Annotated in this window: 19 protein-coding genes; 10 read left to right on the top strand and 9 right to left on the bottom strand. The window is 62.6% G+C overall.

The annotated features are described in order from the left end of the window. The first annotated feature begins 2 nt into the window (after positions 1-2). The 8 genes from ACRARG_RS12095 (at position 3) to ACRARG_RS12060 (ending at position 6,338) form a co-directional block, all read left to right on the top strand. Positions 3-1,325: a hypothetical protein gene (locus ACRARG_RS12095; RefSeq protein ID WP_432690263.1), complete on the top strand. Its 1,323-nt coding sequence runs from the start codon at positions 3-5 to the stop codon at positions 1,323-1,325. Positions 1,326-1,539: 214 nt separating this feature from the next. Next, the gene (locus ACRARG_RS12090; RefSeq protein WP_432690262.1) at positions 1,540-2,364 is read left to right on the top strand and encodes a DUF6692 family protein; all 825 of its coding nucleotides are present in this window, start codon (positions 1,540-1,542) and stop codon (positions 2,362-2,364) included. A 10-nt stretch (positions 2,365-2,374) separates the two neighbouring features. Continuing rightward, the gene (locus ACRARG_RS12085; protein WP_432690261.1) at positions 2,375-3,136 is read left to right on the top strand and encodes a MauE/DoxX family redox-associated membrane protein; all 762 of its coding nucleotides are present in this window, start codon (positions 2,375-2,377) and stop codon (positions 3,134-3,136) included. A 78-nt stretch (positions 3,137-3,214) separates the two neighbouring features. After that, positions 3,215-3,547 carry a hypothetical protein gene (locus ACRARG_RS12080; protein ID WP_432690260.1) on the top strand — a complete coding sequence of 111 codons (333 nt, stop codon included), beginning with the start codon at positions 3,215-3,217 and terminating at the stop codon, positions 3,545-3,547. An 85-nt stretch (positions 3,548-3,632) separates the two neighbouring features. Next, positions 3,633-4,061 carry a c-type cytochrome gene (locus ACRARG_RS12075; protein WP_432690259.1) on the top strand — a complete coding sequence of 143 codons (429 nt, stop codon included), beginning with the start codon at positions 3,633-3,635 and terminating at the stop codon, positions 4,059-4,061. A 1-nt stretch (position 4,062) separates the two neighbouring features. Beyond that, on the top strand, positions 4,063-5,454 hold the full coding sequence (locus ACRARG_RS12070) for a multicopper oxidase family protein (protein ID WP_432690258.1): 1,392 nt from the start codon (positions 4,063-4,065) through the stop codon (positions 5,452-5,454). A gap of 24 nt (positions 5,455-5,478) precedes the next feature. Continuing rightward, a complete protein-coding gene (locus ACRARG_RS12065) occupies positions 5,479-5,913 on the top strand; it encodes a c-type cytochrome (protein WP_432690257.1) in 435 nt (144 codons plus the stop codon). After that, positions 5,910-6,338 (top strand): c-type cytochrome, encoded by a 429-nt coding sequence (locus ACRARG_RS12060; protein ID WP_432690256.1) that lies wholly within the window; start codon positions 5,910-5,912, stop codon positions 6,336-6,338. The genes ACRARG_RS12065 and ACRARG_RS12060 overlap by 4 nt, the downstream gene beginning before the upstream one ends. 21 nt (positions 6,339-6,359) lie before the next feature. On the opposite strand, the gene ACRARG_RS12055 is transcribed toward ACRARG_RS12060, so the two are convergent. The 5 genes from ACRARG_RS12055 to ACRARG_RS12035 form a co-directional block, all read right to left on the bottom strand. Beyond that, positions 6,360-6,662: an SHOCT domain-containing protein gene (locus ACRARG_RS12055; RefSeq protein ID WP_432690255.1), complete on the bottom strand. Its 303-nt coding sequence runs from the start codon at positions 6,660-6,662 to the stop codon at positions 6,360-6,362. 148 nt (positions 6,663-6,810) lie between these two features. Next, positions 6,811-7,131, bottom strand: a complete 321-nt coding sequence (locus tag ACRARG_RS12050; RefSeq protein ID WP_432690254.1) for a copper-binding protein — start codon at positions 7,129-7,131, stop codon at positions 6,811-6,813. 60 nt (positions 7,132-7,191) lie between these two features. Further along, positions 7,192-8,544, bottom strand: a complete 1,353-nt coding sequence (locus ACRARG_RS12045; RefSeq protein ID WP_432690253.1) for a multicopper oxidase family protein — start codon at positions 8,542-8,544, stop codon at positions 7,192-7,194. After that, a complete protein-coding gene (locus tag ACRARG_RS12040) occupies positions 8,541-9,953 on the bottom strand; it encodes a TolC family protein (protein WP_432690252.1) in 1,413 nt (470 codons plus the stop codon). The genes ACRARG_RS12045 and ACRARG_RS12040 overlap by 4 nt, the downstream gene beginning before the upstream one ends. A 275-nt stretch (positions 9,954-10,228) precedes the next feature. Continuing rightward, entirely contained in the window at positions 10,229-10,648 is a 420-nt protein-coding gene (locus ACRARG_RS12035) for a hypothetical protein (protein ID WP_432690251.1), read from the bottom strand. A 330-nt stretch (positions 10,649-10,978) separates the two neighbouring features. On the opposite strand from ACRARG_RS12035, the gene ACRARG_RS12030 reads away from it, so the two are divergent. Beyond that, a complete protein-coding gene (locus tag ACRARG_RS12030; RefSeq protein WP_432690250.1) occupies positions 10,979-14,674 on the top strand; it encodes an anti-phage protein Upx-like protein in 3,696 nt (1,231 codons plus the stop codon). 252 nt (positions 14,675-14,926) lie between these two features. Here ACRARG_RS12030 and gyrB read toward each other — a convergent pair whose 3' ends face one another. Next, complete coding sequence (gene gyrB / locus ACRARG_RS12025) at positions 14,927-17,344, bottom strand: DNA topoisomerase (ATP-hydrolyzing) subunit B (protein ID WP_432690249.1); 2,418 nt, start codon at positions 17,342-17,344, stop codon at positions 14,927-14,929. 162 nt (positions 17,345-17,506) lie between these two features. Here gyrB and ACRARG_RS12020 point away from each other — a divergent pair, with 162 nt between their 5' ends. Further along, on the top strand, positions 17,507-18,121 hold the full coding sequence (locus ACRARG_RS12020; protein ID WP_432690248.1) for a glutathione S-transferase family protein: 615 nt from the start codon (positions 17,507-17,509) through the stop codon (positions 18,119-18,121). On the opposite strand, the gene ACRARG_RS12015 is transcribed toward ACRARG_RS12020, so the two are convergent. From ACRARG_RS12015 to recF, 3 genes are read right to left on the bottom strand one after another with little or no spacing between them, the layout of a single operon-like run. Further along, a complete protein-coding gene (locus ACRARG_RS12015) occupies positions 18,113-18,733 on the bottom strand; it encodes a LysE family translocator (protein ID WP_432690247.1) in 621 nt (206 codons plus the stop codon). The genes ACRARG_RS12020 and ACRARG_RS12015 overlap by 9 nt on opposite strands. After that, positions 18,730-19,161, bottom strand: a complete 432-nt coding sequence (locus tag ACRARG_RS12010; RefSeq protein WP_432691365.1) for a VOC family protein — start codon at positions 19,159-19,161, stop codon at positions 18,730-18,732. Before ACRARG_RS12010 ends, ACRARG_RS12015 begins: the two co-directional genes overlap by 4 nt. Positions 19,162-19,172: 11 nt before the next feature. Beyond that, positions 19,173-20,276, bottom strand: coding sequence for a DNA replication/repair protein RecF (gene recF, locus ACRARG_RS12005; protein WP_432690246.1), 1,104 nt, complete (start codon positions 20,274-20,276; stop codon positions 19,173-19,175). Positions 20,277-20,292 lie beyond the last annotated feature (16 nt).

Below are 20,292 nucleotides of genomic sequence, written 5' to 3'. Positions count from 1 at the left end.
CGATGACCCAGATACCGCGCAAAGCCCGAAGCGAGGCCCGCCAGGATCGCCCCGCCGCGTCCGGTTCAGAGGCCATGGTGGCGGGTGCCGCGACCGGCGCGATGCTGCTTGGGGTGCTTGATCCGGGTCGGCTGGTAGCAGCGGAGGATGCAAAGGGCCAGGGAAGTCGGGTTCAGGAGACCGACTTTGCCGCGTCCGAGGGGGCATCTGATCAGCGCAGCAGTGTTCACGATGGTGAGGTTCCTCCGAGAGAGGACGCCCATTCCGGGCAAACCGATACTTCAGATACCTCAGATGCGCCGCAGGCGCCTGATGCACCGAAGAGTGTTCAGGACGAGGCTGTCCGGCAAAACGGCAACATGGGCGAACAACAGGCCGCCAGCGATCCGTCGGTGCCGGTCGATCCCGATGAAATCAGCATCGGACAGACGGCCGTCGCCGGGTCAACCGGTGATCCCTCGACTGCGCCGCGTTCAGTGCAGGAAGCTTCGTCACAACCTACGAGTGACTTCAGCGCGATGGCCTCCGAAATATCGCAATCGGTCACGGCAGCGACCCAGACGGCCCTGTCTACCGCCATGCTTGACTTGGGCACGGCCGTTTCTCAATCGACATCCGGCCTTTTCGACGAGATTTCTTCGCTCTCCGAACTCGGAGATGACATCGTCGGGACACTTTCGGACCCCTTGGAAGAGCCCATCCCGTCCGACGTCGCAAACCTATACAACCCTGTTTCCGACCTGACGGCTGTCACCGAGGCCACCGAGACCCTCAGTGAAATAACAGGCAGCATCCAAACTGACCTCAGCGAGGCGATAGGAGGCCTCACAACCACGATTGAGGTCAGTTCATCCCTGATTTTGTCACAGGACATCGCGTCGATGACAGATATCGGAGATGCGACCGAGGCCATCACCACCGCGCTCGGCGTTCCGGACAATAACCTCGGCACTGCATCCGAGGCGCTGGCTTCGATCACTTCGGATGTAGACGCCGCGCTTGGTCAGGATTCATCTGGCGCAACCGACGGGTTTGCATCCGCGCTGTCGAACGATCCAGTGGCGACCCCCGCAGTTCCTGAGACGATCCTTGGGGCGGTCGCTTCCGCCGGAGAAGCCAGCCTACTGAGCAAAATCTTTTATGATGACGGGCAGTCTGAGGCAGGCGCATTAGCAAAAGCGGCGGCTTTTCCAGACATTGCAGACATGACTCCGGAGGGCACCAGTCTACTTGAGAGCGTCCCGTTTGTTGGCACATCATACGCAGACCATGCTGGAGCGGAGTATGACGGCTCGGGTCCGCAACTTGGCGGAGTATTTGGATGAGGTAATCCTTTTGCGGCAAAGCTGAGGTCATGGCCGGGTCGGCTCCCGGCCCTAAGCCGACTTTCGAGATGATCGCGAGGAATGACCGCTTTCAGCCAGATTGCGGATACCTGCGCAGAACAACTTCCGCACTCCTACGGGCTTCGTGACTTTTTTCGGGAACATCCAGCCACTGGAGGGTTGTTAATCTCCTGACACCCACAGGAGAACCCCGATGGCCTACACCCGTTTTTTCCTCATGATCGCGACCTCGACCCTGCTGATGCTCGGTCTGATGTATCTGAACACCTACCTCGTCGGCCATGTGTTCTGGTCGGAAACGCGGGCCTACATGGCACTGGTCATGGGGGCCGTCATGGCCTTCGTGATGCTGGCCTTCATGCTCGGCATGTATAAGAACCGCACCGCCAATATCGCGATCTTTGCCGGGTCAGTCGTGGTTTTCGCTGGGGCGCTCTGGCTGGTCCGCAGCCAGGTCACTGTGCAGGACCGGTCCTACATGAGCGCGATGATCCCGCACCATTCCATCGCGATCATGACCTCCTCCCGCGCTAATCTGACCGATCCCCGGGTGCGCGAACTGGCGGACAGCATCGTCTACGCGCAGGACAAGGAGGTCGCGGAGATGCGCTACCTGATCGCCGACATCGCCGCTAATGGTGAGGCGCAGCCGGGACCTGCCGCCGCGGCGCCGGAGCTTACGGACGCTGCCGAGGCGCTGTCGTCCGAGGTCGTCAAGACCGTCGACCCTGAGTTCCTGACCGAAGCTGATATCGCAAAGGTCTTCCCCGACGGTGTCGCCTGCCGCTTCACCTATACAGAGACCAGTCCGCCGGTGCTGGTGACGGGCGACGAGGGCGCGTTGATCCGGATCAGCGGCGACCTTGTCCGGCTTGAGGCCGACGGCGACGGCTTTGAGGCCGACCCGCTGACTGCAAAGGTCAACCAGACGGAAAACGGCGACCTGAAAGACCTGATCGTTACAGCCGGGCCCGACTACACCGCAGGGTTCCGCGGCCAGTTCACCTGCGCGAACTGAGGAGATCGACATGTCCAAGGACACCAAAAAGACGGCCGCCCTCTACCGCATGGTCATGCCAGAGCACACTTGCCCCTATGGCCTGAAGTCGAAGCACCTGCTCGAAACACACGGTTACGAGGTGGAGGACCACCATCTCAAGACCCGCGAAGAGACGGACGCTTTCATGCGGCAGCACGATGTGAAGACAACCCCGCAGACCTTCGTCGATGGCGAGCGGATCGGCGGCCACGACGAGCTGCGCATCTTTCTCGGGATCGACCCGCCGAAGGAGGAGCAGAGCGACACAAGCTACCGGCCCGTGATCGCGATCTTTTCGGTCTGCGCGCTGTTGGCGCTCGGTCTGGCCTGGCATAAGTATGGCACCGTTCTGACATGGCAGAGCTTTGTCTGGTTCATCTCGCTGTCGATGTCGGTTCTGGCGATCCAGAAGTTGCAGGATGTCGAACAGTTCTCGACCATGTTCCTCAACTACGACTTTCTGGCGAAAAGATGGGTGCCTTACGGCAAGGTCTATCCCTATGGCGAGGCGCTGGCCGGCGTCCTGATGACGGCTGGGGTCCTGCCTTGGATCTCGGCCCCTGTGGCGCTCTTCATCGGGACGATCGGCGCGGTGAGCGTGTTCAAGGCGGTCTACATCGACAAGCGCGAACTGAAGTGCGCCTGCGTCGGCGGGGACTCGAATGTGCCGCTCGGGTTCATCTCGCTGACCGAGAACCTGATGATGATGCTCATGGGCATCTGGATGGGCGTGCGGGCATTTGCCGGATGAACGGAAGTGTGATGGCCCGCCGCAGTTGACCTTGCAACGCGCATCGCGTCATAGTCCGGTCATTCATCCGGGGGTCCTGTGCGGCATATCCTTGTTATCATCGCGCTGATAATCACGGCCTGGGCGTCTCTGCCCGGAGCGGCACAGGCGCATGAAATGCCGCATGCCGAGATGGGTGCCGTGACCATGGATAGCGACTGCGCGAACTGCCCGGACATGGACGACACTGTAGGGCACACCTCGGGCATCGACTGTCATCACGCGGCGGGCTGTGGTCCGGCAGTTCATGCACTGCCGGTCGCTCTGTCGTTTACGATTGATCCGGTGGTGACCCGCACCATCCGCCCGAACGACACGATCGACGCGCGATCCATTACCCTCTCCCGCGACCTGCCACCTCCACGATCCTGACGGTTTTGAAGCCGCGACTGTGACACTGCTCGCAGTTCATTGAGTTGTCTGGTCTGCCTGGCCGGACCCTTCGGGATCATCACCCATGAACAAGATCTTTCCCGCCGCCCTGGCCATCGTTGCCATTGGAGGCGGAGCCTACTTCCTCACCCGGCCCACTGCCCCTGAGCCAAGCGTGCCGCCAGCCGAAGGCGAACCGCTCGTCTCGATCAAGGTGCCCGACACGCTGTCCGCCGATGCCATGATGGGGCAGCGGGCCTTCGACGCGACCTGCGCCGCCTGCCACGGGGCCAACGCAACCGGCAAGATGGGTTTCGGCCCGCCGCTGGTCCACAAGATTTACGAGCCGAACCATCACGCCGACATGGCTTTCGTGATGGCGGTGCAGAACGGAGTTCCGGCCCATCACTGGCCCTTCGGCGACATGCCCGCCCAGTCTGGGCTGACCAAGGCCGATGTTGGCAATATCGTTGCCTATGTCCGCGAACTTCAGCGCGCCAACGGGATCGAGTGACATGACCCTTCGCATGACACGACGCGCCTTCTGCGGCGCGATGGCGGGAACGGCCGGCTTGGCCACTCTGCCGGTGCGTGCAGCCGGTCCGCAGACGCTGACCGCCCGCGTCACCACCGCACAAATTGCCCCACCGAAATACGCCCCGACCGAAGTCTGGAGCTACGACGGCACCATGCCCGGCCCAATCTTGCGCGTGCCGCAGGGTGGACGCGTGACCCGCCGCTTGGTGAACGAGTTGCCGGTTCCGACCTCGATCCACTGGCACGGCATCCGTATTGACAACGCGATGGACGGCGTGGCCGGGCTGACGCAGGAGGCAGTTCCGCCTGACGGAACATTCGACTACGACTTCGCCGTGCCGGACGCCGGAACCTACTGGTATCACGCGCACACCAACTCGTTCGAGCAGGTGGCGCGCGGGCTTTCAGGCGCATTGATAGTCGAGGAACCCGACGCGCCGGAGGTCGACCGGGACGAGGTGCTGGTCCTCGATGACTGGCTGCTCAACCCCGAGGACGCGCAGTTCATGGAGCCGTTCCGCCATCCGATGAGCCTCAGCCATGGCGGTCGTCTCGGCAACCTGCTGGGCACCAACGGGACCCATGACTACGCCCGCGATGTAAAGGCCAACGAGCGCCTGCGTCTTCGCCTGATCAACGCGTCCAATGCGCGGGTCTTCGTGCTTCGACTGGCGGGCCTCGTCGGCTGGGCCGTCGCGCTGGACGGCATGCCGCTGCCCACGCCGGAGCCGGTGGCCGCCGAGCTGATCCTCGCCCCCGCTCAGCGCATCGACCTGATCGTAGATGTGACGGCGGAGGAGGGGGACACAGCGGCTCTGGTCAGGTTCGACGACGACGACCAATGGCGGTCACAGGCGCGGTTCCCGGTTAAAGGCACGGCATCCGCCACTCGGCGCGACACGCCCGCCGCCCTGCCACCGAACCCGCGTATGGAGGTGCCGGGGATCGACAGCGCCCAGCGGTTCGAAATGGCCATGGAGGGCGGAGCCATGGGGCGCATGTCCGGCGCCATGATGAACGGCCGCTCTATGGGGTTTCGCGAGATGGCGGGGCAAGGCCTGTTCTGGGCGCTGGCGGGTCAGGTCGGCATGACCGACACGCCATTCGCCAGCCTCGACCGGGGTGAGACGGTGCGCGTCAAGCTGACCAATGACACCGCCTTTGCGCACGCAATGCATCTGCACGGACAACACTTCCGGCAGGTGGCCGAGGACGGAACCCTCGGCCCGATGCGCGACACGATCCTCAGCTATCCGGACGAACCGCTGGAGATCGCCTTTGTTGCCGACAACCCCGGTAAATGGCTGTTCCACTGCCACATGCTCGGCCATGCGGCCTCGGGCATGACCACTTGGATCAATGTAAGCTAATCCCCTCAACAGGAAGGAAATATCATGAAAAAATACATCACGATCGCCCTGATCGCTACCGGCACCGCGGCCTTCGCCCACAGCGGCGTGAAGGATGCGGATGTCATGAACCGCATGATGGGCATGTCGGAACTGGCCAAGCAGATGAAGGTCATCGGCAGCATGGCCAAGGGTGAGACCGCATTCGACGCGGAAGCCATCGACGCGGCTTTGGCCAAGATCTCGGAGGAGGCGGGCTATATCCCGTCGCTCTTCGAAAAGAAGGCGCTTGATCCGAAGTCCGAGGCCCTTCCGGTCATCTGGGACGACTTCGACAGATTCACGGCACATGCAACGGAACTTGCAGATGTCTCGGGCGGGTTGGTCGGAACCATCCAGACCTCGGCGGACCTTGGAACGGCGATGCAGCAGATCGGGAAGACCTGTGGTGCCTGCCACGGGGACTTCCGCGTAAAATGAGGCTGGCCACGGTTCTGTTTACCTGCGTTGCCACGGTGGCGCAGGCCGATCACAGCCTATCGGATCGCGACATCGAAGCCGGTGCCGCTCTCTATGCTGAGAGCTGCGCCTCCTGTCATGGCACCAAGCTGGAAGGCCAGCCCGATTGGCGCACGCCCGGAGAGGACGGCATCCTGCCCGCGCCTCCGCACGATGTGACCGGCCATACATGGCACCACGATACGCCGCTCCTCCTCGAATACACGCTCAAGGGGGGGCGGGCCGCGCTGGAAGCCCGGGGCGTCACCGGGTTCAAAAGCGGGATGCCGGCCTTTGAGGGCACCCTAACTGAAGACGAGGTGCTGGATATCCTTGCCTTCATCCGGTCCACCTGGCCCGAGCGGGCGCAGGAGGTGCAGAGCCAGCGGACGCACGCCGCCAACTGACAGCCTGACTGTAGGCGCCGGTCAGCTGGCGAGCAGCTCCTTCCGGGCGGCGTAGTCATCGGCGTCGATCTCGCCACGGGCGAACCTCATGTCGAGTTCTGCCAGCGCGCCGCGGGACTTGCCGCCCGGGGCGTGATCATCCATGCGGCGGACGAACCAGATGACCGCGGCCACGATCAGGCCAAGGACGATCAGCCAGAGGACCGGTCCGAACATCATGCCGGGACCGTAGCCATAGCCCCAGTTCATCATGTGATCATAGCCCTCCGGGTCTGCAAAAGCTGGTTGCGCGAGCAGCGCGAGGGGAATCGCGAGACGTTTCATGGTATCCTCCTGGGGTGAGATATCGCGCCTTCATCGTCTGGCAGATTGAAGCGATTTTCCTTGATCCATCGCAACCACACGAGGTCGTGACACAGGAAGGGGCGCCCCGGTGTCCCGGAACGCCCCACCACGAAACTAACCGGATGGATTACTCGGTCTCGATCTCAGTGACCGTCAGCTTGCCCTTTACACGGTCGGCGACGAACTCGATCTCCTGGCCCTCGCTTAGGCCTTCCATCATCGCCGGGTCGGCGACTTCGAAGGTCATCGTCATGCCCTCCATGCCGAGGTTGGCCAGAGGGCCGTGGTCGATGGTCAGGCGGTTCCACTGGGTGTCGATCTTGGTGATCTTGCCCATGCTCATCTCCATGGTGCCATGGGCGGCATCATGCGATCCGGCGTGGTCGCCCGACGCGATGGCCGCTGTCGCGGTAAAGAGTGTCACGGCAAGCGCGATCAGAGTTTTCATTTCTTTTGTCCTTTCAAGACGAGAGGGGATGCGCCCGGACAGGCCGGCCGCCGGGGGAAATCAGCCGCGACGCACATGGTCGGGGGGAGAGATGATGGTGTCGGGGCTGGTGTTGCGCGCCTCCTCCGGAAGCTCGCCGGTCCATTCCCAGGCTTCGGTGCCGGGCGGATTCTCATACCAGCCGGGGTCCGAATAATCGCCGGGCGCAATACCGTCACGCACCTTCACGACGCTAAACATGCCGCCCATCTCCAGCGGGCCATAGGGGCCCCAGCCGGTCATCATCGGCACGGTGTTCTCTGGAATCTCCATCGACATCTCGGCCATGTCCGCCATACCGGCGGTGCCCATGGGCATGTAGCCGCGCGTTTCGCGCCGGATCATGCCGGTGAGCTTGCGTTTGTCGGCCCCGATGAAGGTCGGAAGGTCGTGGCCCATGGCGTTCATCGTGTGATGGCTTTTGTGGCAATGGATCGCCCAGTCGCCTTCGTGGATGGCGTCGAATTCGTAGGCGCGCATGGCGCCCACGGGGATGTCGATGCTGACCTCGGGCCATCGGGCGCTTTCGGGCACCCAGCCGCCGTCGGTGCAGGTGACCTCGAAATCGTAGCCGTGCATGTGGATCGGGTGGTTCGTCATCGTCAGGTTGCCGCAACGCACGCGGACCCGGTCGCCCTTGCTCACCACCAACGGGTCGATGTCCGGAAAAATCCGGCTGTTCCAGGTCCACATGTTGAAGTCGGTCATCTCGGCCACCCGCGGGATGTAGGTGCCCGGATCGATGTCGTAGGCGGCCAGCAGGAAGGCAAAGTCCCGGTCCACCGGCATGAAGGCCGGATCGCGCGGATGCACGATGAAGAGGCCCATCATCCCCATGGCCATCTGCACCATCTCGTCCGCATGGGGGTGATACATAAAGGTGCCGGACTTGGTCAGGTCGAACTCGTAGACGAAGGTCTTGCCGGGCGGGATCGCGGGGTGCGACAGGCCGCCGACACCGTCCATGCCCGAGGGCAGGATCAGCCCGTGCCAATGCACGCTCGTATGCTCGGGCAGGCGGTTGGTGACATAGATGCGCACGCGCTCGCCTTCGACCGCCTCGATGGTGGGGCCGGTGGACTGGCCGTTGTAGCCCCAGAGGCGCGCCATCATGCCGTTGGCCATGATCCGTTCGACCGGCTCGGCGACAAGGTGGAACTCCTTCACATTGCCATTCATGCGCCAGGGCAGCGACCAGCCGTTCAGCGTGACGACCGGGTTGTAGTCCGGGCCGTTGGACGGGCGCGGCGGGACCTGCGTGTTCGGGCTGTCATAGCTCGCCGCTTCGGGAAGGTCCCGGAACCGGGTCTGCGCCTGTGCGGCCGAGGCCATGGCAAGGCCGGCCCCTGCGGTCAGAAGTTGTCTGCGGTTCATTCTGCACCTCCTGTCGACCCGCCCCATATGGCGGCGGTCATGGCTGCCTCGGCGTGCCAGTAATCGGCCTTCGCCTCGGCATAGCTGAGTTCGGCTTCGAGGCCCTCGCGGGCGTCGGTGATCAGTTCGAAAGTCGAGGTGAGCATGCCGTTGTAGGACTTCAGCGCCTCCTCATCTATCGTGCGGCGCAGCGGCAGGACCTCATCACGCCAGTGCCGGGCAATGTTGTATTTGCCGGTGACGGCGGCATGGGCCGACCGGGCCTCGGACCTTGCATTCACCGCCGCCTGCGCCAACTCGTTCGCCGCGCGCATGTAGGCCAGTTCGCCCCGGCGGCTGGTCAGCTTGCCAGTGTCGTAGAGCGGGATCTCGAAGCTTGCTTCCAGAACGCGCGCGGTCTCGGTTTCCCGTCCCGTGGGCGTGTCGGAGCGCTCGACCTCTGCGCCTGCGGTGATCTCGATATCCGAGAGCATCCGCGTCCGGCCTTCCAGCCGGTATTCCTGGGCGATGGCCTCCAGCTCCAACCGTCCAATGGCGAGGTCGGTGCGGTGTTTCAGCGCCAGCTTCTCGACATCCGACCTGCCGGGCCTGCGACCGGGGAGGCCCGGCAGCCGATCCGGCACATAGAAGTCGATATCCGCACCCCAGAGCCCCATGAGCCGGGTCAGCTTCTCCTTCGCCAGCTGCGCCTCCAGCCGGGCATCGGCCCGTTCGGCGGCAAGTTCCGCGGTAAACACATGCTCCCGCGCCTGATCGGCCCGGTTCATGGCCCCGGTGCGCCCCAGTTCGGCGGCGAGCTCCGATGCCGCATCCGCCGTTCCCTGCGCCCGCCCGATCAGCGCCGCGGCCTCGAAGGCTGAAACCGCGTCGATCCATGCCTGACGCGTCTCTGTCGCCAGCTCGATCGTCGCGCCGAGGGCGGCGAACTGTGCCTGCTGGAACTTCGTCTGCGCAATCGCCCGGCGTGGTTTCACGGTCGCCGCGTCGAGGATCGCGCCCGTCACCACAGCTTCCAGCGACCGGGCCAGCCCGACCTCACCGATGCCCGAGATGGTTACGCCGAACGAGGGCACCGGACCCATGGCAACCTCCCAGAGGTCCGCCGCCGAGAGCCCCAGATCGGCATAGGCCGCCTGAAGACTCCGGTTGTTCATCAGCGCCACCTGCACGGCGGTGTCGGGTCCGATGGTCTTGCGATGAACCAGAGCTCGGGCCCGCGCCTCGTTCGCGGCCACCTCAGCAGCCGACTGCGCCCAGACGCCCGACGCGCCGGTGGCCTGTTTTGTCCCGCTGGACACCAGCGAAAACCCCGCACCTGGGGCCGAGGCCTGGCCAACCAGCCCCGCATCCGCACAAGCCGCGAGGGCCAGCGGCAGCATGGCGACACCCATCCTGAAGGTCCTTCTCATGACGACCCTCCGGGCGCCTGCGCGTCGTTCAACTGGCGCCAATCACCCGGCGCCTCGATCGCGCGTGAGGAATGTGCGACGGCGGGCCCGGCTGGGGCGGCGCGAGCGGTCATTGGGTCGGCGGCCCGGGTGAGGGGCGCGGCGAGAGGGGGCTCGAACGGCTGTGAACAGCCCGCGAGCGCAAGCGGCACGGCGGCCGCCAAGAGGATCTTCATGATTGGTCTCCGGAAGGGATCAGCAGAGCAGGCGCCGGTTGGCGCCCTACGACAGCTCGATCACGCTTTCGGAGGTCGTCGCAGCCCGTTCGGGTGCGTCAGTTCGGTCAGGTCGGACGATGACAGGTCATGCGGCGCGCCTGACGCAGGCTGGCCGCTGCCGAACGTCACTGGCATCACCGTCAACTCCGCCACGCAGGCATGATCGCAGCAGATCGGTGCTGAATCCGTCGAAGCTACGTCCGAAGTCTCGACCACCTGAAGCATATCGTGGTCCATCCCATGGTGGGAATGAGCCATCGCGGCGGTCGCAGGCTGGTGTGCCGCCTGTTCCATGGTCAGGCTGGCCTGTTGCTCGCACAGCATGGAGCCGGACATGGCCATGACGGCGACCGGGGCGGCCACCATCATCAACCCGGTCAGCGCCAGGAAGAGTGCGAGCAGGTATTTCATCATCTTGAGCGCATCATCTTGCAGCACGGGCGTCGTGGCAAGTCACAAGACCTTCAGCTTGGCACGTTCTGGCACTATGGCCCCAAACACCACTTTGAACACCTGTTCGACTGATCGGAAAAGCAGCCATTCTTGCTCAAAGCAGCGAACGTCCGCTCTGCGCCCCCCGTGAACGTCGGCGCAGTTACGTGGCTGTGGTTTCTGCTACTGCGGCGAAGTGCCATTATATAATGTCTGAGGTGGGCCCCCAGCCGCCGTATCTCTGGAGCGCCGCGCGGCCGCAATGACGAATCCGACGCCATCGAATACTCCGTGACAACTCCGGAAGGTTCACCGTATGTTCCTGACATGTCCGGAATGCCCTTCAATATCCTCGCCGCCCAACAGGCTATGCAAGCTTCCAGCGCGAACAAGGTCGCCAGATTCGCCCAGGGGTTCAACGGATTTGACCCTCGGGTCGCGGCTGGCGCTCTCGGGGGGATGCTTCTGCTTCCAGATTTTCAGGCGTCGACATACCGCCTCGAAATGCTGGCGCATGTGGTTGTCTCTACGTGCAAAGGTGCCAAGGCTCCTCGCCAACGCGACTTGGCACATTGGTTAACGGATGCCGGTAAGATCGTTGGTCATCACGAAGATCCAGCCGAGGACGTCTTCGCAGGACGCGTAAGCTTTGAGGGCGTGAACTACCGCGTCCTGGAGGGTTTGAGCGAGGGCGGATGCTTCCATCTTCAACTCATTCTGAAGATCGTGGAGGATATGCCGGAGTCCTTCGCTGACCTGAAGGATGCATGCCGAGCGTGCCTTATCCTCTCGGAAACGCTCTGCGAGCGTGCGGGGATTGCTCCGTTCGAATTGGGTGCCGAGCACCCAGCGCGGGGACGTATCACTCAGGCAATGACGCCCCCAATTCGAACATTGTCCAAATGGGTCACGTTCTCCGCAAAGGACCTCGACGATCTCGATGTTCCGATCGTCGTGCTGAACCGTTTCCTGCTGCCTCCTGCGAAATGGGACGTGCTTCCGGAATATGCTGGCGACAGCACATTCTTCCGCAGGCCGTTTCTTCAATTTGGTGAGGAGCTCGTGGTCGGCCTTCCAACAGCAATCGGCCCTGCAATCCGCACGGCTGTGATCGATGCCTGTCGCCTGCTTGGACCTGGGGCCGAAACGACTCTACGTATGCAACATCTCAGCTCTGTCGGGAATCTATTGCTCGACACGCCGATGGTTCGAGAAATCGGAATGAAACCCGCGCCGCTGAACCTCGGCCCGGTCGTTCCAAGTGAGCCAGTCGAGATTGAACCTGGATACTGGGTGCAAGTCGTTCTTGCGAACGACGACCTGGCAGGCTTCGAAATAGATGGCCTCATGGGTTCAGCGCGGAATAGCCATGAGGCAGCTATCGGGCTGAATGCGGCGGTCCAGGCAGCCAGAGAACGGTGCGAAGCAACCCCAGGCTTCAGGGCGGGACTCACTCTCGCGATCATGTGTGGGTTTGGGCGGGGCCAAATGGTCGGGCTAAGCGATCAAGGCGACCGGTGGTTCGTCGAAGGGGCGAGTGCCTATGACGTGGAGGTCCTCGGCTGGCGATCGGATTTCTCGCTGTCAGACCTTTTCCGCCTTGCGATCACCGAGCGCAATTTGGCCTCGAAGGGATTTCAGGTGAGCCACGTTAATGGACTTCTTGCACAAGTCGGCGACGCCCTGGGCAACCGTGGACACCTGATTCATCATGAAGCACTTCCGGATGGTATGCCAGGTGGGATGATCATGGCCCCCACAAATGGCCAGCTTCGACCACGGATCGAGCATCATCAGCGCTTTGACCGGCGCTTGGTGACGACACCAGACGGCGTCCCTCTGGAAGTGATGAAGGATGGAAGCGGAGCGCGATCCCCTGGAGGGGTCTCACATATCTACGCTTCAATTGATGACTTGAACCATGGGCGCCTTAGGGCAGTCTGGGCGAAAGGCAGCAGGAAATGGTGGATAGAATCTCGGCCGCGTTCCGATGATGTGACGGGGCCGAGCTTTGGAGCCTTCGAGGCACTCCGGACTTGGATGGAGCGGATTGGACCGGTGGTCACGGAGGCCCTGCCCGAACTCCCCGACGTGCTTCTTTGGGATCTTCGGATCGATCCCCAGCCGCCGACCCCAGCCGAAGAACTCATACCTGCCGGAGTTGACGAGGTCCGAGCCTCCATTGACGTCAAGTGCAATCGCGCTTCGGCGATCGTCACGACGACAGTCTTGCCGAATTTCTGGCGCGGGTTGTCGAACCCGGACAATGTGGCCGAGGCCACGCTTGTCGAGGCATTCGTGCGTGGTGCGTTACGCTTGCTCGGCCAGGACGAGACACGGGCCGTAGCGCTGACAGAAAAAATCATTCCATCGCCACTTGCCCGCCAGCTTCACGCGTTCGCGCCGCAGGACTTCCGCGACCACATGAGAGATGCCTATCAAGGGCGTGTCGTTCAAGTCAGCGCCATTCAGGACGGCGCGATCCGCATTGGGCTCGGGTGGAGTGGTGTCGATCGACCGGGAGGGACGGTCCGAGGAATTGCGGAGTGCACCGAGGCACTGAACGCGATCACGGCAGCAGCTGAGAAGGCACTCTGCGATGATCTTGCTCTGTTCGACAGGCGAAGTCTGTTAGAGGCTGCGGTCCGGAACCACGAGGCCTCGGCGATTGACGCTCGTCGATGGAAGAGAACTGCGCCCGCCATCATTGCCTTGTCTGATGACAAATTGGCTGTTCGCGAGGAGATCGCCGAGAACCTGTTCAGGCAGAATGGTGTCTCGTTGGCGTGCCGCCTCCTGATGGAGATTGGCCTCCATCACTGTCCTGAAACGAACGGCTTCGAGGTTGCCGACATCGACCTGTCCCGGCTCATGGCGCGCGCCCTGATGATCGTGCATCTCGGCGGCTACTCGGACGCCATAAGATACGGAGCAATGAAGCCGGAAATACGGATATCTCCTGCCGGAGAAGTGCAGATTGACGTTACCTTCTTCGAGTCTGTGATGGACCCTGTCGGAAGGGATTTCTCCGACCAGCAGGTCAATCGCGAGCAGTCTGCATACGTCGAGTATCTTCGGACACCCGAATTGCCTGAGGGGCCAGATCAGGACGGTCGGAGCACGGATTTCGAGAAGGCTTGGGAGGACGAACTGGGTGCAAGCCTCCTGTCCTATCGTTGCACCATCGACGCATTGGAGGATCTCTGCATCAAGCAGGGACTGGCTTGGCTGTCACTTCCTCGCAAGAACCTGATCGACCAACTCAAGAAGGAAATCCCGGACGCCGATACCGTAATCGAGCAGCTCGAGAGCGTCCCACGCGACGAATGGAAGAACCTTCCCCCGGGGTTCGACGATTCAGACCGACAGCCTTGGCGCTTCCGGCGCCGACTTTCAATTGCGCGCCGGCCCTTGGTCAGGCTGGGCAGCGGAGAGGATGCAGATATTCTCGTGGCTCCAGGATTGGTCCGAGAAGGCCTCACGGCAACCGTCGGGAACATGTATGACGGCAGTTATGATGCACCGCGGCTGTCTTCGCCCGGGATGCGTCGTTGGGCAGGCAAGATGGCGAACGAACGGGGTCATGCGTTCCAAGAGCAGGTGGCCACCGAATTGAGTCGGTTGGGGTGGTCCGTTGGCACAGAGGTCAAATTCGGCGAGATTCTTGGCCGTGACCCTGAGGATGACCCGGGGGACATCGACGTGCTTGGGTGGCGTAGCGATGGCCGAGTTCTCTTGCTTGAGTGCAAGCAACTACAGCTTGCGAAGACGCCCAGCGAAGTGGCGAAGCAGCTTGCCAACTTTCGAGGCACGACGAACGATCGCGGAAAGCCGGATCGCCTCGCGAAGCATCTCAACCGGTGGACACTTGCGAGGACGAACTCCGCTGCGTTTTCCGCGTTCCTCGGGATCACCGATCCGAGCATCGAAGCCGGGCTGGTTTTCTCCAACACAGTTCCAATGCAGTTCGCCATCGACCGGATGAGCGAAAAGCTCTGGGTAGGGACGACTGCCGATCTTGTCGCTTTGTAGCCAGGGCTTCGATGACCCAGCAAGCGCAGCGGATTCGGTCGTTGGTAGGAACCGGGGGAAAGATCGCTTCCGACCCACATGAGCAGGAGGAAAGTTGACTACCTCATGATCTGGCAAAACGCAGAAACACGAGAAATTTCCAGTGTTTTTTCGCTCCGCTCAGGATCCCGTTTTTTCCGACCGCGCAAGATTATGGGCAATTCGCGCAAACTTATGGGGACCGCGCACGATTATGCGCGATCCTACAACCCGTCAGATATCCAGATTTTCCACGTTCAGCGCATTGGCTTGAATAAATTCACGGCGCGGTTCGACCACGTCACCCATGAGCTTGGTAAAGAGATCATCCGCTTCTGCCATGTCATCGACCTGAACCTGCAGCAGAGTGCGGGCGTCCGGGTCCAGCGTGGTTTCCCACAGCTGGTCCGGGTTCATCTCGCCCAGGCCCTTGTAGCGCTGCAGCTGAAGTCCGCGTTCGCCCTCTTCGAGGATCGCCGCCAGCAGGCCAAGCGGGCCCTGGATCATTTGCGTGCGGTCGCGGCGCACCAGATGTGCCGGATCGCCGTAGACATTCTGCAGATTGCCGGTCATCTGACCCAGACGCCGCGCCTCGCCAGAGCGCAGGACCGCCCCGTCCAGCGTCCGCAGTTCCTCGACCCCGCGCAATACGCGCGACAGGCGGATGCCGTGATCCTGGGTGATCCGACCCTGCCAGCCGCGTTCGTATTCCGCCGCGATCTGATCCAGACGCTGTGCAACCTGATCGGCCACGCCCTGCAGGTCAGCATCGGCCTTGCCGCTTTCGAAAGCGCCGGCAATAGCCGCCTGTTCCAGGATATGGCGGGGGTACTGCGTCGGAAAGACGTCAAGGATGCGTTTCACCTGACGGGCGCCTTCGACGACGCGGACGAGATCCATGCCCGAAATCTCTTCGCCAGTGGTCAGGCGCAGCACGGCGCCCTCGGTGCCCTGGTTGATGAGATAGTCTTCCAGCGCGGCCTGATCTTTCAGGTAAACCTCTGACTTACCTCGGGAAACCTTGTAGAGCGGCGGCTGGGCGATATAGAGGTACCCGCCCTCGATCAGCTCCGGCATCTGACGGTAGAAGAAGGTCAGCAACAGGGTGCGGATATGGGCGCCGTCGACGTCGGCGTCGGTCATGATGACGATCTTGTGGTAGCGCAGCTTCTTGATGTCGAACTCGTCCCGGCCAATGCCAGTGCCAAGCGCCATCACAAGGTTGCCGATCTCTTGGCTCGACAGCATGCGGTCAAAGCGCGCGCGTTCCACATTAAGGATCTTGCCGCGCAGGGGCAGGACCGCCTGGGTGCCGCGGTCCCGGCCGGTCTGGGCGGAGCCACCGGCAGAGTCACCCTCGACGAGGAAGACTTCGGTCTTGGACGGGTCCTTTTCAGAGCAGTCCTTGAGTTTCCCGGCGAGATAGTTGACGTCCAGCGCCGTCTTGCGCCGGGTCAGTTCGCGCGCCTTGCGGGCGGCTTCGCGGGCCAGCGCCGCCTCGATGATCTTGCCGACGATCATCTTGGCCTCGTTCGGGTTTTCTTCGAACCATTCGGAGAGCTTTTCGTTCATCAGGTTCTCGACCGCCGGGCGCACCTCCGACGAGACCAGCTTGTCCTTGGTCTGGGAGGAGAACTTGGGGTCCGGCACCTTCACAGACAGAACACAGGTCAGACCTTCGCGGGCATCGTCACCGGTGAAGGAGATTTTCTCCTTCTTGGCGATGCCCGACTCGGCTGCGTATTTGGTCAGGGTCCGGGTCAGCGCGCCGCGGAAGCCTGCCATATGGGTGCCGCCGTCCCGCTGGGGGATGTTGTTGGTGAAGGGCAGGACGTTCTCATGGTAGCTGTCGTTCCACCACATCGCGACCTCGACGCCGATGCCGTCTTTCTCGCCCTCGACATAGATCGGCTCGGGCATCATCGGTTGCTTGGACCGGTCGAGGTATTTGACGAATTCCTTGACGCCGCCGTCGTAGTATAGCTCCGTCTTCAGCGGCTCGGCGGGGCGTTCGTCTTCCAGCACGATGCGCACACCGGAGTTCAGGAAAGCCAGTTCGCGCAGGCGCTTCTCCAGCGTCGCATAGTCGTAATCGAGGTTTGAGAAGGTCTGGGTGGAGGAGAGGAAGCGCACCTCTGTGCCCTTCTCGCCCACGGCGTCGCCGACGACCTTCAGCGGCGCCACGGTCACGGAATTCTCAAAGCGGACGTAATGCTCCTTGTCGTCACGCCAGATGCGCAGCTCCAGCCAGTCCGACAGGGCGTTCACCACCGAAATCCCGACGCCGTGCAGACCACCTGAGACCTTGTAGGAATTCTGGTCGAATTTCCCGCCGGCGTGCAGCTGGGTCATGATGACCTCCGCAGCAGAGACGCCTTCCTCCGGGTGCATGCTGACCGGGATCCCGCGCCCGTTGTCACGAACGGAAACCGAATTATCGGCGTGAATTTTGACCTTCACAAAGTCGGCATGACCCGCCAGCGCCTCGTCGATACCGTTGTCCACGGCCTCGTAGATCATGTGGTGCAGACCAGAGCCGTCGTCGGTGTCGCCGATATACATGCCCGGGCGTTTGCGAACAGCATCCAAGCCCTTGAGAACCTTAATGGAATCCGCGTCATACGACGGCGCTGCGGCTTGTGGTTCGGCCATGCGAAATTCATCCCCTGTAACTTGACGATTTTATAACGGGATGCTGGGGCATTGTCACGCTCAACACACAAGATTTGGTGGCTGTCCGTTGCCGATTTCGGGAATTGGCCTTAGGGTCCGGTCACAGCCGGATATCCATGCCTATAGCACCAGGACCCAAAGATGATCACCCTGTACTGGAACCCCCAGAGCCGCGCCGAGCGCATGTTCTGGATTCTCGAAGAAATCGGTCAGCCCTACCAGCTAGAGAGGATGGATTTCCGCGCTGATCCGCCGGCTTTTACCGAAGATTTTCAGCGCGCTAGCCCGCTTCGCAAGGTCCCTGCCCTGCGCGATGGCGAGGTGTTTTTGTCCGATAGCGCCGCAATCGCGCTCTATCTGGCCGACCGGTACAGCATGGGCGATCTGGCGCCGGCACCGGATGCGCCGGATCGGGGGCCATACCTTTACTGGATGTTCTTTACCCCGTCTGCGCTGGAACCGGCCATGACCGAACGCTTCGCCGATATTCCCAGCATGTCCGAAGCTTACCCCTGGGGCACGTTCGAACGCATGGTCGGCGCCTTTGAAAGCCAGCTGAAAGGGCGGGAGTGGATGGCCAGCGATCGCTTCACGATGGCAGATGCGATGATGGCCAGTTCGATCGCCTATCTGGCGCGTTTCGGGCTTTATCGGCCCGTTCCGCATGTGGCGGATTATCTGGAGCGATGCGCACAGCGCCCCGCCTTTGCATCTGGCCAGGACCGGCTGGATGCGGAGAACGCCGCTCTAAAGTAGAGCAATCAGAATACCGACCAGTATCATCAGGCATCCGGCCGTGATGTTGACCCGCCGGATCGCGCGACCGGAGGACAGCACCAGGCGCACGCGGTCGACCATCAGGGCAAAGATAAGATTGCCGATAAAAGGCACGACCATTGATACGGCCATGATCGCGGCGATATCGGCCCATCCGATAGCCGTGAGGTCAAAAAATCCCGGCAGGACGCCCATGTAAAACAGGATGGCCTTCGGGTTGCCAAGGATCACGACCAGTCCCGCCAGAAATCCGGCCCACATGCCGGGCCGTGTCAGGCGGCTGTCCGATGCGATGGTCTTGCCGGCATTGCGGATCAGCAGAAATCCCATGATCAGGAACATGGCGGCGCCGACGTAGCGCAGAATGGTCATGAAGGCCTCGACCTGGCTGACAATCCAGCTGACGCCGAGAATCGCAAGAAGAGGCCAGAGCGCGTCTCCGATCACCACACCCAGGGCCAGCGGCCATGCGGATCGGAAACCGCCCGAAAGGGCGCGGGCCGTCAGCGCCAGCCAGACCGGTCCGGGCGTCAGGAACAGGATGAAAAGGGCCCCGGCGTAAAAGCCGAGCTCGGTCAGGGTCAGGGTCATTCGGGATCCGGTATTGTCAGGCTGCCATCATCGTTCACGGTCCAGAACGGGTTATGCGCCAGTTCCCAGACATGCCCGTCGGGATCGGCGTAATATCCGGAATATCCACCCCAGAATACCGGCTCAGGCCGTTTGAGCTCTGTGCCGCCCGCAGCCAGCGCCCGGCTGAAGGCCGCATCCACTGCCGCGCGATCGGGAAAATTCTGGGCAAGCGTCATGGCGCCGGTCCCGAGTGTTTCCCCCCTGCGCCCCTGATCCTCGGCCAGGGCGTCAATGCCGAACAGGCCAAGAGCCATGCCCTGCATCCGGTAAAAGACGACCCCGTCGGGCCCGGGCAGAGGCTGCCATCCATTGGCAGCGTAAAAAGCTTTCGACCGGTCCAGGTCCGCCACCCCAAGGGTGATCAGGCTCACGCGCTGCGCCGTCATCGTCATACTCTTCACTCCATTCTGATCTGGCTCTCGCCAGCTTCCTCCGTCACATGCACATGCTGCGCCCGGTCGCCCAGCTCCGCAAAAAGCTCCGCGCCCGTGCCCGTCATCCAGGCCTGGGCGCCAAGCGCACAGACCTCATGATACAGCGCGGCACGCCGCCCGGCGTCCAGATGCGCCGCCACCTCATCCAGCAACACTATGGGCGGTGCACCAAAATCCGCAGCCAGCGCCCGCGCATTGGCCAGGATCAGCGAGATCAGCAGCGCCTTCTGCTCTCCGGTAGAGGCATCCCGCGCCGCAATCCCCTTGGCCGCCCAATGCGCCTCCATATCCACGCGATGCGGGCCGATCAGCGTCCGCCCGGCCGCAAGGTCACGCCGCCGCCCCTCCGCCAGCGCCTCTTTCAGCGCGTCCACACCGTCCGGCAGATCACCCTCCGAATGGCTCAGCGACAGATCGGGCGCCGGAAAGGCCGTCTGCGCATCCCGCGTCGCCGCGCTGATCATCTCAAGCGCCATTCGCCGGTTGGCAATGATCTGCGCCCCAGCCTCCGCCATCTGCCCCTCCAGCGCCACGTACCAATGGGCATCCCGTACCATGTCCTTCAGCAGCCGGTTCCGTTCCCGCATGGCCTTTTCATAGGCAACCGACACCTCCGCATGACCGGGCAGGAAACTCAGAACCATGCGGTCAAGAAACCGCCGCCGCCCCTCCGCCCCTTCGATCCAGAGCCGGTCCATCGACGGCACAAGCCACAGGATCCGCGCCACGCGTCCCAATGCTGCCTGCGCGGCCGCTTTCTCATCGATCCGCACGGCGCGCGACTGTCCGGGCTCCGCCCCCGTCTCCAGCTCATGCACCTGATGCAGGGAGGTCAGCACGCCCTTCAGCTTCCAGCCCAGAGCCTCCGGCCGCCGGATCAGGTCCTCCGCGCCCGCACGGCGCAGACCGCGCCCCGGCGAAAACAGCGACACCGCCTCCAGCAGCGATGTCTTGCCGGCCCCGTTCGGCCCGTGAATCGCCACGGGCCGCCCGTCCACGGCAAGCTCCGCCCGCCGGTAGGACCGGAAATGCGACAGGGTCAGCCGGGTCAGACAGAGCCGTCCCACGCGCCCCCCATCTTCA

Origin of the sequence: Pseudooceanicola profundi (genome assembly GCF_050897955.1) — a bacterium.
Taxonomy (GTDB): Bacteria; Pseudomonadota; Alphaproteobacteria; order Rhodobacterales; family Rhodobacteraceae; genus Pseudooceanicola.
The sequence above is the reverse complement of the archived record's forward strand: the minus strand, read 5'-3'. Positions and strand labels throughout refer to the sequence as shown.

Bases quoted from the DNA above. Each gene is read 5' to 3' on its own strand.
- ACRARG_RS12030 (WP_432690250.1), top strand. From the start codon at position 10,979: ATGCCCTTCAATATCCTCGCCGCCCAACAGGCTATGCAAGCTTCCAGC.
- gyrB (WP_432690249.1), bottom strand. From the start codon at position 17,344: ATGGCCGAACCACAAGCCGCAGCGCCGTCGTATGACGCGGATTCCATT.
- ACRARG_RS12015 (WP_432690247.1), bottom strand. From the start codon at position 18,733: ATGACCCTGACCCTGACCGAGCTCGGCTTTTACGCCGGGGCCCTTTTC.
- ACRARG_RS12085 (WP_432690261.1), top strand. From the start codon at position 2,375: ATGTCCAAGGACACCAAAAAGACGGCCGCCCTCTACCGCATGGTCATG.
- ACRARG_RS12040 (WP_432690252.1), bottom strand. From the start codon at position 9,953: ATGAGAAGGACCTTCAGGATGGGTGTCGCCATGCTGCCGCTGGCCCTC.
- ACRARG_RS12055 (WP_432690255.1), bottom strand. From the start codon at position 6,662: ATGAAACGTCTCGCGATTCCCCTCGCGCTGCTCGCGCAACCAGCTTTT.
- ACRARG_RS12075 (WP_432690259.1), top strand. From the start codon at position 3,633: ATGAACAAGATCTTTCCCGCCGCCCTGGCCATCGTTGCCATTGGAGGC.
- ACRARG_RS12045 (WP_432690253.1), bottom strand. From the start codon at position 8,544: ATGAACCGCAGACAACTTCTGACCGCAGGGGCCGGCCTTGCCATGGCC.
- ACRARG_RS12070 (WP_432690258.1), top strand. From the start codon at position 4,063: ATGACCCTTCGCATGACACGACGCGCCTTCTGCGGCGCGATGGCGGGA.
- ACRARG_RS12090 (WP_432690262.1), top strand. From the start codon at position 1,540: ATGGCCTACACCCGTTTTTTCCTCATGATCGCGACCTCGACCCTGCTG.
- ACRARG_RS12060 (WP_432690256.1), top strand. From the start codon at position 5,910: ATGAGGCTGGCCACGGTTCTGTTTACCTGCGTTGCCACGGTGGCGCAG.
- ACRARG_RS12020 (WP_432690248.1), top strand. From the start codon at position 17,507: ATGATCACCCTGTACTGGAACCCCCAGAGCCGCGCCGAGCGCATGTTC.
- ACRARG_RS12050 (WP_432690254.1), bottom strand. From the start codon at position 7,131: ATGAAAACTCTGATCGCGCTTGCCGTGACACTCTTTACCGCGACAGCG.
- ACRARG_RS12065 (WP_432690257.1), top strand. From the start codon at position 5,479: ATGAAAAAATACATCACGATCGCCCTGATCGCTACCGGCACCGCGGCC.
- ACRARG_RS12095 (WP_432690263.1), top strand. From the start codon at position 3: ATGACCCAGATACCGCGCAAAGCCCGAAGCGAGGCCCGCCAGGATCGC.
- ACRARG_RS12010 (WP_432691365.1), bottom strand. From the start codon at position 19,161: ATGACGGCGCAGCGCGTGAGCCTGATCACCCTTGGGGTGGCGGACCTG.